Here is a 14,627-nt window from a genome sequence, read left to right on the forward strand (position 1 = left end):
GACTACCTCGTCGCGCCGCGAATGGTCAGGGAACGTTCTATATGGCCCATGACGAAAGTCACCAGCAGCGAAATGACCACGTAAATCACGGTCGCGGCGGTGAATGCTTCGAAGGTGTTGAACGAGTACTCGCTGATGTTGCGCGCTTGCGCGGTCAACTCCATCAGACCGATTGTCAGCGCCACCGATGAGTTCTTCAGGGTGTTAAGCGCTTCGGAGGTCAGGGGCGGAAATACCACGCGGATCGCTTGCGGCAACAGCACTTGCAGGTACATCTGGGTTGGCCGCAGCCCCAGCGCCAGTGCGGCGCCACGCTGCCCGACAGCAACCGACTCAATCCCAGCCTTGAACAACTCGGACAGCTTGGCCGAGGTGAACAGGGTCAGGGCCACGACCGCACTGAAGAACGAGGGGTAGGGCAAGTCCTGCTTGAGGTAGTCACCGACCGATACGGGCACCAGCTCAGGCAGCACGAAGAAGCAGATAAACATCTGCACCAGCAAAGGGATGTTGCGAAACACTTCCGTGTACAGGTTGCACAGCCACACCACCGGGCGCAGTGTCGTGGTGCGCAGAGTCCCGACCAGGCCACCGATCAGAAACGCCAGAACGAACGCGACAACAGTGGTCGCCAAGGTCCAGCTGGTTCCGTTAATCAGCCAGTGCAGATACGACGAAGACTCTCCAGGAGCGGACTCCCAGAAAATACTCCAATTCCAGTTGTAATCCATGAAAGCATCAACCTTTGAAAGGGAATACAAATCGCAGCACACCTTGGCCCTGGCCACTCAAGCTCGGGCTTGAATGACCGGAGTCAGGGCGCGCCTGACAGGTTGGAATCAGACGCCGGTATCGTTCGGGTGGGCGATGGCTTCTTTCAATGCATCACTCATTGGCAGGTTGATCACGGCGTTCTTCGGTGGGATCGGCTGCTGGAACCATTTCGGGTATTGGGTCTCGATAACGCCAGTGCTGTACAGGTTGCGCAAAACGTCGTCGGCAAAGGTTTTGAATTGCGGATCGTTCTTGCGGATACCGATGGCATAGGGTTCAGCGGACATCGGTTCGGACAGCAAGGTGTAGGCATCCGGGTTGCGGCTTTGGGCAATGGTCGCCATCAACTGCACATCGTCGTTGATGTAGGCCACGGCGCGGCCGGTCTCCAGCATCAGGAAGGCTTCACCACCGTCCTTGGCATTGAGGATCTTCAGGCCCAGCTGTTTTTCGCGGTTCAGGTTTTTGGTGATCCACTCACCGCTGCCGCCTGTAATTACCACCACCGCCTTGCCTTTTAGATCGTCAACGTTATTGATTCCTGCGGCCTTCTTCACTGCGTATTTGGCACTGGCCACATAGCTGGTGAGCAGGAAACCGATCTGCTTCTGGCGCTCGACGGTGTTGGTGGTGACGCCGCATTCCAGGTCGATGGTGCCGTTGATCAGCAACGGGGTACGGGTGGCCGCGACCACCGAGACGTACTCAGTCTTGAGGTTGGGTTCACCGACCTTGACCTTGATCTGATCCACGATCTTCTGGCACAGCTCGATGCTGTAGCCGATTGGCTGCTGGGCATCGTTGAGGTAGGAGAAGGGCAGCGACGCATCGCGATAGCCGAGGGTGACAGTGCCCGACTCCTTGATTTTTTTCAGCGTTCCGGTGAGGTCATCAGCCTGCACGGTGGCGCACAGACCTGCAGCGATGACGAGGGCAAGCAGCTTTTTTTTGTGATCGAACATGAACATCTCCGACTATTGTTATGGCAGCTTTGGCACAGCAGAAGGGCGAAGGCTTTAGCGCAGGGCGCTCAAGGCTTCATTGATACGTACGACAGCTTTTTTTATTTGGTCGCGAGATGTAGCGAACGACAACCGGAAATACCCCGGCAAGCCGAACGCGAGGCCCGGTACTACAGCCACACCAGCCTGATCGAGCAGGTAGGCGGACAGTTCAACATCATCATTAATGACCTGACCCTGAGGGGTTGTGCGGCCCAGTAACTGGCTGCACTCGGGGAAGGCATAAAAGGCCCCGGCCGGAGCACTCAGGCGTAACCCCTCGCATTGACTCAGACCCTCCACCAGCAAGCGACCGCGCTCGGCGTACTCGGTGGCACTGCGGCTGACGAAGTCTTGCGGGCCTTCAAGGGCGGCGCGGGACGCCTCCTGGGAAATGGCGCTGGCACCTGATGTGCTCTGCGACTGGATTTTGCTGATGGCGGTGATCAGTGCCTTGGGGCCTGCGCCGTAACCGATGCGCCAGCCTGTCATGGCGTAGGCCTTGGCGACCCCGTTGATCAGCAGCGTACGCTCGCGTAGCTGCGGGCAAGCATTGGCGAACGAAACAAATGGCTGGTCAGCCAGCAACACATGCTCATAGATCTCATCGGACATCACCAGCACGTAGGGGAAGTCCTCCAGCACCTGGCCCAACGCCTGCAGCTCTGCCTTGGAATAGATGGCACCGCTGGGGTTGGAGGGCGAGTTGAGAACCAGCCAACGGGTTTTTTCGCTCAGTGCGCCTTGCAGGACCTCGGCGGTCAGCTTGAAGCCGACATCAATCGCGCATGGGATGACCTTCGGGCTGCCGCCATTGAGCGTGACGATATCGGAATACGAAACCCAGTACGGCGCGGGGATGATGACCTCGTCACCTGCTTCCAGGGTGGCCATGAAGGTGTTGAAGATCACCTGTTTGGCACCGTTGCCTACGGTGATTTCATCAACGCTGTAGGTCAGACCGTTTTCGCGCTGGAATTTTCCGATGATCGCCTGGCGCAGGGCCAGGGTGCCTTGCGGTGCGGTGTAACGGGTATGGCCATCGCGCATGGCCTGGCAGGCCGCATCGATGATATGCGGCGGGGTGTCAAAGTCGGGTTCGCCCAGGCTCATGTCGACAATGTCGCGGCCCTGGCTGGCCAATTCCTTGGCGCGCATGGAGATGGCCATGCTGGGGGAGGAGGAGATTTGTTTGACGCGTTGACTTTCGAAACTCATGAAAATACCCGCCTTCTTTGGAGGTTCGCTGAGAATCACTGAGCGTTTCGTTGTAGTTGTATGACGTAGTATGACTTAAAAAAAAAGCCTGCGCAATTGAGCAGACACGCTGAAAAAAGTCCTGGAAGTGGCATGTTTTCGGAGCAAAAGCTGGTGTGCCCAGTTGCTGTGCAGGCAGCGCCAAGGCCCGAAACTCAACGTTGTGTAACCTTGGGCGCAGGCTGTTCAATCGCGTGTTAGCGCTCCAAATTTCGCATTTGTAATTGCATCGCCGTCTGTCACAAATCCTCGTTCTGCTTCGTCTTGCATGTTCCAGCCGGATTACGGATTGCTCCAGGTACAGAGCCCTCCAGTTCTGGCGTTGCGGTCAGTCAAGGAACGATTATGGCGAGGCATATGGATGTAATTCCATGCGATGTCAGGTTGAGTGCTGCGCAGGGAGCAATATGGATTTTTCTGATCGATAACGAAGCAATCATGCGCAGGCGATGTCGGCAACTGACCCGATGCTCGCAGGATGCGGAAGATGCTTTCAGTGAGCTGCGATTACGTCTGTTCAGCCTGTTCGACAAGGAGCCTGAACGGCTGATCACTATTGATAATGTGCAAGCTTGGCTAAGACGAGTGGCCACCAACCTCTGCATTGACCGCATACGCCAATCCCCCGTTACCTGCAGTCTCGATTGGCTGGATCAGGACTTGTATGACAGCGTGACCTGGCAACCCTTGTGTTACAGCCCCGAGCACACGGCATCCCTGCATCAAAGCCTTGAGGCGCTCAGCCTCGCTATGGATCAGCTACCGGTGCTGCTCTGCGAGGCGCTTGAGTTGCGCTGTATCGAGGGCGCCGAATACCAGAACATGGCCAGTAAGCTGGCGATCAGCGAGCAGAATGCGCGTAAGCGTGTGCAGTTGGCGCGCCAGCAACTGCGCGCGGTTTTGGGCAAGTTAGGCAAGGACAATGAGGGGTTTGAATAATCGCAGATGGATGGGCAAAGGCTTGATCGCAAACGGCGCCTGCCTCGTTGAATGAGGCAGGCGTTTTGCGCTTAGAAGCTGGCTATCGGAAAGGCCGTATTAACCCACCAATTTGCGCCGTCGTTTAACAGGTAACCACTGATGGTGAATGGGTTGCCGTTCTCACCGACACAGTAGCCTGCGGCATTGATGCTGGGCGCTGAAGGACCGGTAAAGGCCAGGGTGGCGTTAGTCATCGTGCTCAGGTGCATGTAGGCATAGCGGATAGACTCCACGACAGCCTGTTGCGTGCAGCTGTCCGGGAAAAACGTCGAGGCGCCGTTCTTGGGCACCATGGCGTTCGTTGCCGGGTTGTATATCTGCACGACGCTGTTCATGTAGCGATAGGGCAGCGGGTTATTTAAACCATAGGGCACGATGTACACCGGTGCACCGATGGTACTGGCCGCCGGCGCCGCTGGAGCACCCGGAGGGTTGACCTGGGTAGGAACGTGCCCGAGGGGTTGGGAGTGAAACCCGACGGCATTCCCCCCCGCATTGATCTCGCCACAGAAGATATGCCGCTGGTTGATCTGCGGGTTTACCCGGCTGTTCGCGAGAGCCACGTTACTGACTTGTACGGGCAATGGCATGACTGCGGCCGAGAGAGCGGAACAATCGATCTGCGCGGCAGCGGACAAGCTCAGCAGTGAAGTCGCCAGGCCAGCGGCGATTGTGGGAAGGGTGTGCATGATGAGACTCCTTCTGATATTGGGGCGAGATGCCCCAAGCTTAGGACGCGACCTGGCGAGATGTTGTGAAGTGTTGTGAAGTGTTGTGACAGCTCAGAAGGTTGGCCCGTTTGTCGTTCTTCGCACTGGCTGAAAAAAGCCGTTCACAAGGTGTTTCGAATCCCGTCTGGAGTAACAAGCCAAGGCGTTTTGCTGCGGCTTTCAGGGAACAAGGAGAAGGACGATGACAACTTTCAATGTCAACTTCGCTGTCGACGATATGGAAGGCAAAACCGTACTGGTGTTTCTCAAGCCGCAACAGGCCCAGCGTAACTATCTGATTCATGCCTGGCAGGTGCTGACGGGCTCAGCGCACTCTACCGAGTCGTTTGTCTATGAAGCCGTGATCGAAACCGATGTCACGTCGGTGGGGGTGCAGACCAGCAACACGATTATCTCGGGGCGCCAGACCATCCTCCCCGGCAACTTGCTTCAGGCTATTTGCCCAGGTGGGTTGTCGCCTTCCCTGACACCGGCATCGGCCTCCAAGGCCAAGGAAAAGCTCACGCTGCAACAGTGTGGGGTCGTCAACATGACCAGCCCGTACGTTCAGCTCGACAGCAATTGGTATGTCAACGGTTTACCGGTGGTCACCATGCCCAAGGTGGACTCGTGCATGACCGTGAGTTTCGAGTACGAGCCGAACTTCTACTTTATGGTGGCGACGCCACCGATGATCGGTCAGACCTACATCGTGCAGAACTTCTCTGACATGACCCAGTACATCGCGCCGATCACGGCCACCGATGTCAATGTGACCGTCAGCCGTACCGATGGCCTCTGGGCATTTGACTTCCAGGCCCAGTAAAACCCACGCACGCAACGAAGTATCGTTGCGTGCGTTTTTACCCAATGGTCAGCCAGCCTTGTGCGCTCAAATGAGCAAGTCTTCGTAGAACGCGCCGTAAGCAAGCTCTGGGTGAGTTAGCTGGATTTCCAGAATCCACAGGCCGGGGTTTGCAGACGCTTCGAAATCACCGAGGTCTCCGCCCCGATAAATCGCATGGGGGAAATCGCTGACACGGTGGCCCTTGATGTCCAGGTTGAGCTTCCAGCCCATGGCCTGCGCCTGAGCCGCGGCATAGTCGTAAAGCGCCACGCCGGTAACACCCTCGCTGCGCCATAGGCGCTCAACCCGATCAAAAAGCTCCTTAGCAGCCGCGGCACAGGCCGCCATTTGCGGGTCGCTGCCGGTGGTAAACGTCGCCCCGGCATCCCCTTCGTGCCCCTGCCATACCACGCCCATGTCGACGAAGAAGATATCGTCATCACCCAACACCGGGTCGCCATCGGAGCGCTCTTTGAACATCTTGAGTGTATTGGCGCCAAAGCGGATCAGCAGCGGGTGCCAGATTCGATCCATACCCAGTTCGGCCAGTACTTGTTTACCCATCAACAGGGCCTCGGACTCACGCATGCCGGGGCAAATACCACGGGCAATCTGCTCGACCGCTTTCCAGGTCATTTGCTGCGCATAGCGCATCGATTCCAGCGCGAAATGCTCGCCTACTGCTTCTTTGCCGCCCAAGGCCGGGGTCATCTGTCATTCCTTTTACGAGAAGGCGCGGTCTGCGCTGTATAGTTTTGTATATTGCGATATCCCATTAAAAATGCCCAGCGCAATGCTGCTCACTGAACGTGTGGGAGCGAGCCTGGAAACACCGCGTCGGTTCAGGGATGTGCAGGGCTGGAACTCAGTCCGCAGGCAACAAAAAACGCCCCACAACCGGTAGATGATCCGAGATGATCCGAGATGGTCTGCGTGTCTTCCTGACGCACATAACCTGTAATGCGCTGCAGTTTTGGACTGTGGAAGAGGTAGTCGAGGGTGCGGTCGGGCGCTTCGATACGTGGATCGTTGGGGAAGTGGGTCAGCCACAGCTCGCGGTCGATGCCGGTGGCTTCAGGGTTGCTGGGGATCATCGGGTACTTTTCCCAGAGCAGATGCAGCTCGCTGTCCGGTGAGTAACCCAGCCGTAGAGGGGCGGGCAAGCGCAAGAACTGGCCAATGGGCAGCAAGTTGAAATCCCCCCCGATCAGCCACGGCGTGCCCTGGCTTTCGAGCCGGTCGGCCAGTGCTGTGACGGCCTGCATTTGTCGGCGCAGGTTACTGTTGTTCTGCGTGGGGGCATCCAGTTGCGTATTGATAGCCGCCAGTTGCCCGCCGTCGCTGAGCGGCAGGTAGTTGACCAGTAGTGCAGGCTTGGGCTGGAACTGGCGACTGATGAGGTTGGCGTCGGCGACTGGTAATTGCAGGCGTTCGGCGTGTTCGATCTGGTAGCGGCTGAGGGTGACGAGCGTGCGCCCGACGCTGCCGAAAATGTGCCAGTCGGGTACAAAGTCGGCTTTCCAGGTAAATACCTGGGTGCTGCACGGGTAGATGTCGATCAGGCGTTCTTGCAGCAGCGCCAATTGATTTTGGTAGTCGCTGGCTTTGGCGTTGTCATCGACCTCCTGCAGCAGTACCAGGTCAGGGCGCTCATCACGAATGACCCGCGACACTTCATCGAGGCTGAAGGCCATGTCTTCTCGGGTGGGGCGTGTATCGGGGCCGCTGCCCTCGGCCAGGTTGTACCAGAACACATAGCGCTTGCCGGCCAGGTACTGAATGTTCCACGTCATGACCTTGAGCGCTTGGCCGGGTATCAGCACAGGCGCCGTGATCGGGCACGTGAGTGTCAGTACCTCTTTGGCATCGGGTCGCCATGTAACGCTATAAATCAGGCTTGCCAGTAGCGTTGTGATCAGCAGCAAACCAAATACGGTGCGGCGCAAGAAACGTGGCATGGGCTCGGCTTATGACGTTACAAGGAATGAATGAACATACCCGACGGCAGCCCAGCATCCCAAGGCTCTGCATGTAGGTATTGTTCTTTTTATTTGTCAGACGCGTCGCTTATTAACATGAACAAACGAAATAGGACCACAGAGACAAACAACTGCAAAAAGCTGTTGGCACTGTCGAGTACCAACGAAAGCAGCGTGTTGTCATCTTTTGAGAACAGCGAGTAACTGAACTCCTTGAGCAGCATCAGCGGCCCCAATACAGCCAGTATGCAAACAAAAATCCGCCAGAAATGGCCACGGGACAGGTTGAAGCTCGACTTCATGGCGGCTAGTGGTGCATCGCCACGTAGCACCAGTCGGTACTCGGAAAAGGCCAGTACGACAGTCAGGAAAATGCCGGGAATAAAAAACATCGACAACCCAAGCACGATCAGCAGCGTGCTGATTGCCGAGAGCAGAGCAAACTTGGGCCACAGATTGATGGCCAGTGCCAGCAGGTCGCGGTTGCGCGGGCTTTCGCCCCGGCTGCGGGCATCGAGAAACAGGATCAGGGCGCTGGTGTACAGCGGGTACAGCAGCAACCCGACAATCAGACCATAACCGGGCGACGCATCAGGGCCCACTGCGTTATCAACAATGTGCTGCAGCACGGCCTCGAGGATGACCAGCGGCAAGCACAGCATCACGATCTGGCTCAGATTGCGCTGGAAGAAATACAGGGAGTCACGAATAACAGTCAGCGGGTTCATTGGCAGTTGTCGGCAGTCAAAAGCGGTGCGCCACTTTAACCGATGAAACGCCAAGATGAACAAAAGTTAATGAAGACCCAATACCGTTGAAACTTCCTGTCATCCCCCCCATAACTTTTATTGAGCTTCTGCGTAATGCATGGGGCAGGTTTTTTCTGCAATCGAACGAGGTTGTCATGAACAGCGAAGAGCAAACCCTTATTGACGGGTTGTTTTCACGGTTGCAGCAAGCTGAGGCAGGCTCTGCCCCGCGAGATGCCCAGGCCCAGGCGCGTATCAATGAACATCTGGCGCGTCAGCCAGCGGCGACGTACTACATGACTCAGGCAATTCTGGTGCAAGAAGCAGCACTCAAGCAGCTCGACCAACAGAACAGGCAACTGCAGGCGGAACTGGCTCAGGCAAAGGCAACGCCGGCACCCGCGCCATCGGGCGGCAGCTTTTTGTCCGGACTTTTCGGTGGTGGTGATCGTGCCCCTGCTGCTGCGCCCAGTGTCCCGTCGAGCACTGGCGGTTGGCGTGACGGCCCGGCGGCAGCGCCTGCAGCGGCCCCTCAACCGGCCCCTGCGCCTGCGGCGTCAGGTAGCGGCTTTCTTGGTGGCGCCCTCAAAACGGCTGCGGGCGTGGCGGGAGGGGTGATGCTGGCGGAGGGCATCAGCAGCCTGTTCAGTCACCATCAGCAACCGCAAGTTATCGAAGAAATCATCGAACAACCGACGTCCGCCAGCGACAGTGGCTGGGGCAGCGGCAATCAGCAGTTTGCCAATAGCGGCTCTGGTATCGAGGACGTTGGTCTGGATGATGACGACTTGTTTTCTGACGACGACTCCTACGTTTGATCTTAGCCCCCGGCATGTGACTACACGCCGGGCGGTTTATCCGCGCAAACACTCGACAGGCTGGCATACTGCGGTCTTGTTTTTAAGTCGCGTGCCCGCTTGCATGGGTGCCTTGAGGTTTGCCGGTGAAAAAAATCGCTGTCTTCGCGGATGTGCAGAACCTCTACTACACGGTTCGCCAGGCCTATGGCTGCCATTTCAATTACGCCGCCTTGTGGGCTGATATCAGCAAACGCGGTGAAATCGTCGAGGCCTACGCCTATGCAATTGATCGGGGTGACAGCAAGCAGCAGCAGTTTCAGCAGATCCTGCGCAACCTCGGTTTTATCGTAAAACTCAAACCCTACATCCAGCGCAGCGACGGCTCGGCCAAGGGCGACTGGGACGTAGGTATCACCATCGACATAATGGACGTTGCCGCCAACGTGGACGAGGTGGTGCTGGCCTCGGGTGATGGCGATTTCGACCTTCTGCTCGAACGCATTGCCAGCAAGCACGGGGTTGAAACCGTTGCCTATGGCGTGCCTGGCCTGACTGCCAACTCATTGATTCGTGCTGCCAGCCGTTACGTGCCGATTGAAGGCAGTCTGCTGCTTAAGTAACTCTCATTTTTTACAGGATTGACCAGGTTTGGAACGCATTGCGGTAATTGACTTTGAAACCACCGGTATCTCCCCGAGCAGCAGTTGCCGGGCCACCGAAATTGCCGTGGTGATTCTTGAGCGTGGGCGCATTGTCGAGCGTTACCAAAGCCTGATGAACGCAGGCGTGCGCGTGCCGGGGTTTATTGAACAGTTGACCGGTATCAGCAACGCCATGCTGCGCACCGCGCCGTCGGCCGAGCAGGTGATGAACGAAGTCAACGAGTTCGTTGGCATCACACCGCTGCTGGCCCACAACGCGGCCTTTGACCAAAAATTCTGGGATTTCGAAATGGGCCGCATCAAGCGCACCCGTTTGCAGAACTTCGCCTGCTCCTTGTTGCTGGCGCGCCGCCTGATGCCTGCGGCGCCGAATCATAAGCTCGGCACCCTGACCACCTTTGCCGGTTTGCCCCACACCGGCCAGGCTCACCGGGCCATGGCCGATGCTGAAATGGCGGCCAATCTGACTGCACACCTGGCCCAGCAACTGCGCCAGAAGCACGGCTTGAAAGAACTCAATCACGACCTGCTGTGCGGCCTGCAAAAAGTCCCTGCGGCGAAGATCAACGAGCATCTGAAGCGTTATCGCGGGTTTTAACCCCCGAACTTTGGGCGACGTGCCTCGTGTCGCCGCTGTGGAGGAACGAGGCTGCGTCCGGCGGCGAAGCCGTCGTAAAATCAGGCTCATCCGTGTATCAGACAAACCCGGAGTTACGGGTTTACGAGCGCTTCGCACTCGGACGCAGCCTCGTTCCTTCGGCAGTTGCTACCAAAATCGCGTCCCCGGCTGCAATGCTAGTCCGTGTTTCTGGTTCCGATTAAAGTGTACGGTCACTTTTGGTGCGTTTTGTTACTTATTATTTCTCCATCTCTTGTCTAGACTCCCCAGTCCCCTGCCTCTGCCCTTGAGCTGCCTTCATGCCTGCCGCACGTCGTTTTCCGCTACAACTGATCGGTGCTTTCTTTGCCTTGTACGTGATTTGGGGCTCGACCTATCTGGCCATTCGTATTGGCATTGAATCCTGGCCGCCATTGATGATGGCCGGGGTGCGATTTTTGATTGCGGGCAGTTTGATGTACGGCTTTATGCGCTGGCGTGGTGCGCCTGCACCCACTGCCGTGCAGTGGCGTTCGGCGGCCATGATCGGTTTTCTGTTGCTGGCCTGCGGCAATGGTGGTGTGACACTGGCCGAACACTCGGGTGTGGCCTCCGGCGTCGCCGCGCTGGCCGTGGCTACTGTGCCGTTGTTTACTTTGCTGTTCGGCTACTTCTGGGGCGCACGCAACACCCGTCTGGAATGGGCCGGGATTGCCCTCGGGCTGGTCGGTATCGGCATGCTCAACCTGGGCTCTAACTTGCAAGCCAGCCCGATGGGCGCGGCGATGGTTATTTTTGCTGCCGCCGCCTGGGCTTTTGGCTCGGTGTGGAGCCGCCATTTGCCACTGCCCGTTGGGGCAATGGCCAGTGCTGCCGAAATGCTTGCCGCAGGCGCCATGCTGCTGGCGGCCAGCCTGCTCAGTGGCGAGCGCATGACCGAAATGCCCACTGCCGCAGGCTGGGGCGCGTTGCTGTACCTGGTGTTCTTCGGCTCGATCATCGCCTTCAGCGCCTATATGTACCTGCTGAAAAACGTGCGCCCGGCAGCCGCCACCAGCTACGCCTACGTCAACCCGGCCGTGGCCGTGATGCTGGGGATCGCCTTCGCGGGTGAGAGCATCGGTTTTGAAGAGTGCCTGGCGATGGCGGTCATTATCAGCGCCGTGGTGTTGATCGGTTTGCCGCAGTGGCGCAAGCAGAAACCCGCGTGAATTAGGGTAAACTGCGCGCCATTGCAACTTATGCACCCACGCGCTGACCTTTTTCGACGGTATCCCCATGACATTCGCCACCCTTGGCCTGATCGAACCCTTGCTGCGCGCCCTTGAGACGCTCGGCTACAAGACCCCAACCCCGGTTCAGGCCCAAGCGATCCCCGCCGTACTGGCTGGTCGCGATCTGATGGCCGCAGCTCAGACCGGCACCGGCAAAACCGCCGGTTTCGCCCTGCCATTGTTGCAGTCGCTGACCATGGAAGGCCCGAAAGTCACCAGCAACTCGGTGCGTGCACTGGTACTGGTGCCCACCCGCGAGCTGGCCGAACAGGTTCACGAGAGCATCCGCCAGTATGCCGAGCACCTGCCGTTGAGCACCTATGCGGTGTACGGCGGCGTCAGCATCAACCCGCAAATGATGAAAATGCGCAAAGGTGTTGATGTTCTGGTCGCAACGCCTGGGCGTCTGCTCGATCTGTATCGTCAGAAAGCGATCAAGTTCAACCAACTGCAAACCCTGATCCTCGACGAAGCGGATCGCATGCTCGACCTCGGTTTCTCCGAAGAGCTACGCGATATCTACCGTGCTTTGCCGAAAAAGCGTCAGACCCTGTTGTTCTCGGCGACCTTTTCTGACGCGATTCGCCTGTTGGCCGAGCAGATGCTCGACAACCCGCTGAGCATCGAAGTCAGCCCGCGCAACGTGGCCGCCAGCAGCGTCAAGCAGTGGGTGATCCCGGTCGACAAAAAGCGCAAGGCAGAGCTGTTTTTGCATCTGCTGCGCACCCAGCACTGGAAGCAAGTGTTGGTGTTTGCCAAAACCCGCAACGGCGTGGACGAATTGGTGGGCAAGTTGCAAGGTCTGGGGATCAACGCTGACGGTATCCACGGCGACAAGCCGCAAGCCACGCGCCAACGGGCGCTGGATCGTTTCAAGGCCAGTGAAGTGCAGATCCTGGTAGCAACCGACGTTGCAGCCCGTGGTCTGGATATCGAAGACCTGCCGCTGGTGGTCAATTTCGACCTGCCAATCGTGGCCGAAGACTACATTCACCGCATCGGCCGTACGGGTCGCGCCGGTCAGAAGGGCGAAGCCATTTCGCTGGTCTGTGCTGACGAAGTGAACATGCTGTCGGCAATCGAGATGCTGACCCGTCAGACTTTGACTCGTCACCAAGAGCAAGATTTCGAGCCGGAGCACCGCGTGCCCGACACGGATGCCAGCGGTCAAGTGATCAAAAAACCGAAGAAGCCGAAAAAACCGAAAACCTCGGGTGGTGGCGGCAAGCGCAACTTGGGCAAGTGGGTAGACAGCGGCGAAGCAACCCCGGCAGAACCGTCGGTCAAGCCTGTGCGTAAAGTCCCTGTGTTCAACACCGGCCCGCGCAAGCGCAAGCCGTAAGGTCGACGCCGACCCTGGGGGAACTTCAACTGTGGGAGCGGGCCTGCTCGCGAACAGCCTTCGCGAGCAGGCTCGCTCCCACAGGGGCCCTGACCAGGATTAGTGTTGCGCTTTAAGCCAGCTCAAAACCCCCAACCCGGCAGCACGGCCACTGGCAAAACAGCCTGTGAGCAAGTAGCCGCCGGTGGGGGCTTCCCAATCAAGCATCTCGCCTGCGCAGAACACGCCGGGCACTGCCTTGAGCATCAGGTTTTCATCCACAGCCTCAAACCGCACACCGCCGGCGCTGCTGATCGCTTCGTCCAATGGGCGCGCCTTGATCAGTTTCAGGGGCAGCGCCTTGATGGCCTTGGCCAGTTGCGCCGGGTCGTTGAAGGATTCGGCGGGTGCTAACTCGCGCAACAACGCCGCTTTTACGCCATCGAGGCCCAACTGGCTGTGCAGATGTTTGCTCATCGAGCGCGAGCCGCGAGGCTTGGCCAGTGCTGCCTGGACTTTATCCACAGGCTTGCCCGGCAACAGGTCGATCAGGATGGTCGCTTCGCCCTGTTGATTGATCGCTTCACGAATCGGTGCCGACCAGGCGTAAATCAAACTGCCTTCAATGCCGCTGGCGGTAATCACACACTCGCCCAAGCGAGGGGGGCTGTGCTCCAGGGCAATGGCGATGTTCTTTAGCGGCGCACCGGCGAACTTGCTGCGCAGTACCTCACTCCAGCTGGCCACATCAAACCCGCAATTACTCGGCTGCAACGGCGCGAGCTCGACGCCGCGCTCGGCCAGCAACGGCATCCATGCGCCATCCGACCCCAGTCGCGCCCAACTGCCGCCGCCCAACGCCAATAACACCGCATCAGGCTTGAGCTGTACTTCGCCTTCAGGACTGTCGATACGCAACTGGCCATCGGCTTGCCAGCCCTGCCAGCGATGACGGGTGTGGATAACTACCCCGGCTTCGCGCAGACGCTTGAGCCAGGCGCGCAATAACGGCGCGGCTTTCATATCGGTGGGGAACACCCGGCCGGAACTGCCGACAAAAGTTTCGATGCCCAGGTCATGGATCCACTGGCACAAGGCATCGGCATCGAAGGCCCGCAGCAATGGGGCGATCTGGGGTGCGCGCTCGGCATAGCGTGACAGGAAGGTCGGGTAGGCTTCGGAGTGGGTGATATTCATGCCGCCGACCCCGGCCAGCAAAAACTTGCGGCCCACCGACGGCATACCGTCGTATAGATCAACCCGCACGCCTGCCTGGCTCAACACTTCGGCGGCCATCAAACCGGCTGGGCCACCGCCGATAATAGCGACGTGATGGGAGTGGAGAGGGGTGGGATCAGTCATGACAGGGCTGCAAATCGGCGAAATAAGCTGCGCATTCTACCTGACTGCGCGGAGCAGATCCCCTGTAGCAGCTGTCGAGGGACGAAGGCTGCGTTCGGCGGCGAAGCCGTCGTAAAGTCAGTGGACGCGCAGTGTCAGATACACCGCGGGTTCAGGTATTACGACCGCTTCGCGCTCGAACGCAGCCTTCGTTCCTTGGCAGCTGCTACGAGGAGTGCAATAACTGTACGAAAAACATACAGCTATCTGCAGGCCTTACTCACCGTGGCCTGCAGGTGCTTTCACTCAGGTTATCCACAGGCAGTTCCACAG

General features: G+C 58.1%; 14 protein-coding genes and 1 pseudogene. 7 read left to right on the forward strand and 8 right to left on the reverse strand.

Annotated elements, in window-relative coordinates; all coding sequences use genetic code 11:
- Positions 1-2: 2 nt before the first annotated feature.
- The 3 genes from U5A05_RS03575 to U5A05_RS03585 all read right to left on the reverse strand — a co-directional run bounded on the left by U5A05_RS03575 (position 3) and on the right by U5A05_RS03585 (position 2,993).
- Positions 3-731 carry an amino acid ABC transporter permease gene (locus U5A05_RS03575; protein WP_321835774.1) on the reverse strand — a complete coding sequence of 243 codons (729 nt, stop codon included), beginning with the start codon at positions 729-731 and terminating at the stop codon, positions 3-5.
- 108 nt (positions 732-839) lie between these two features.
- Positions 840-1,736 carry a transporter substrate-binding domain-containing protein gene (locus U5A05_RS03580; protein ID WP_261740840.1) on the reverse strand — a complete coding sequence of 299 codons (897 nt, stop codon included), beginning with the start codon at positions 1,734-1,736 and terminating at the stop codon, positions 840-842.
- A gap of 54 nt (positions 1,737-1,790) precedes the next feature.
- Entirely contained in the window at positions 1,791-2,993 is a 1,203-nt protein-coding gene (locus U5A05_RS03585) for a pyridoxal phosphate-dependent aminotransferase (protein WP_321835776.1), read from the reverse strand.
- Positions 2,994-3,470: 477 nt separating this feature from the next.
- Here U5A05_RS03585 and U5A05_RS03590 point away from each other — a divergent pair, with 477 nt between their 5' ends.
- The gene (locus U5A05_RS03590) at positions 3,471-3,971 is read left to right on the forward strand and encodes an RNA polymerase sigma factor (protein ID WP_321835778.1); all 501 of its coding nucleotides are present in this window, start codon (positions 3,471-3,473) and stop codon (positions 3,969-3,971) included.
- Positions 3,972-4,042: 71 nt separating this feature from the next.
- Here U5A05_RS03590 and U5A05_RS03595 read toward each other — a convergent pair whose 3' ends face one another.
- The gene (locus U5A05_RS03595) at positions 4,043-4,702 is read right to left on the reverse strand and encodes an EndoU domain-containing protein (RefSeq protein WP_321835780.1); all 660 of its coding nucleotides are present in this window, start codon (positions 4,700-4,702) and stop codon (positions 4,043-4,045) included.
- A gap of 223 nt (positions 4,703-4,925) precedes the next feature.
- On the opposite strand from U5A05_RS03595, the gene U5A05_RS03600 reads away from it, so the two are divergent.
- A complete protein-coding gene (locus U5A05_RS03600) occupies positions 4,926-5,549 on the forward strand; it encodes a hypothetical protein (RefSeq protein WP_321835782.1) in 624 nt (207 codons plus the stop codon).
- Positions 5,550-5,615: 66 nt separating this feature from the next.
- Here the strand turns inward: U5A05_RS03600 and U5A05_RS03605 are convergent, their stop codons facing one another.
- The 3 genes and pseudogenes from U5A05_RS03605 to U5A05_RS03615 form a co-directional block, all read right to left on the reverse strand.
- Entirely contained in the window at positions 5,616-6,281 is a 666-nt protein-coding gene (locus tag U5A05_RS03605; protein ID WP_321835783.1) for a M24 family metallopeptidase, read from the reverse strand.
- Positions 6,282-6,435: 154 nt separating this feature from the next.
- A pseudogene (locus U5A05_RS03610) lies at positions 6,436-7,528 on the reverse strand (endonuclease/exonuclease/phosphatase family protein).
- A gap of 89 nt (positions 7,529-7,617) precedes the next feature.
- Positions 7,618-8,277: a YciC family protein gene (locus U5A05_RS03615; protein ID WP_261740847.1), complete on the reverse strand. Its 660-nt coding sequence runs from the start codon at positions 8,275-8,277 to the stop codon at positions 7,618-7,620.
- 176 nt (positions 8,278-8,453) lie between these two features.
- Between U5A05_RS03615 and U5A05_RS03620 the strand changes: the two genes are divergently transcribed.
- The 5 genes from U5A05_RS03620 (at position 8,454) to rhlE1 (ending at position 12,974) form a co-directional block, all read left to right on the forward strand.
- Positions 8,454-9,116: a DUF2076 domain-containing protein gene (locus U5A05_RS03620; protein ID WP_321835784.1), complete on the forward strand. Its 663-nt coding sequence runs from the start codon at positions 8,454-8,456 to the stop codon at positions 9,114-9,116.
- A gap of 125 nt (positions 9,117-9,241) precedes the next feature.
- Complete coding sequence (locus U5A05_RS03625; protein ID WP_261740849.1) at positions 9,242-9,718, forward strand: NYN domain-containing protein; 477 nt, start codon at positions 9,242-9,244, stop codon at positions 9,716-9,718.
- A gap of 28 nt (positions 9,719-9,746) precedes the next feature.
- On the forward strand, positions 9,747-10,358 hold the full coding sequence (locus U5A05_RS03630) for a 3'-5' exonuclease (protein ID WP_321835785.1): 612 nt from the start codon (positions 9,747-9,749) through the stop codon (positions 10,356-10,358).
- 320 nt (positions 10,359-10,678) lie between these two features.
- Positions 10,679-11,569: a drug/metabolite exporter YedA gene (gene yedA / locus U5A05_RS03635; RefSeq protein WP_261740851.1), complete on the forward strand. Its 891-nt coding sequence runs from the start codon at positions 10,679-10,681 to the stop codon at positions 11,567-11,569.
- Positions 11,570-11,636: 67 nt separating this feature from the next.
- Complete coding sequence (gene rhlE1, locus U5A05_RS03640) at positions 11,637-12,974, forward strand: RNA helicase RhlE1 (RefSeq protein WP_321835786.1); 1,338 nt, start codon at positions 11,637-11,639, stop codon at positions 12,972-12,974.
- Between the two features lie 99 nt (positions 12,975-13,073).
- On the opposite strand, the gene U5A05_RS03645 is transcribed toward rhlE1, so the two are convergent.
- A complete protein-coding gene (locus U5A05_RS03645) occupies positions 13,074-14,315 on the reverse strand; it encodes a TIGR03862 family flavoprotein (protein ID WP_321835787.1) in 1,242 nt (413 codons plus the stop codon).
- Between the last annotated feature and the right edge of the window lie 312 nt (positions 14,316-14,627).

Origin of the sequence: Pseudomonas kulmbachensis (assembly GCF_963681935.1) — a bacterium.
Taxonomy (GTDB): domain Bacteria; phylum Pseudomonadota; class Gammaproteobacteria; order Pseudomonadales; family Pseudomonadaceae; genus Aquipseudomonas; species Aquipseudomonas kulmbachensis.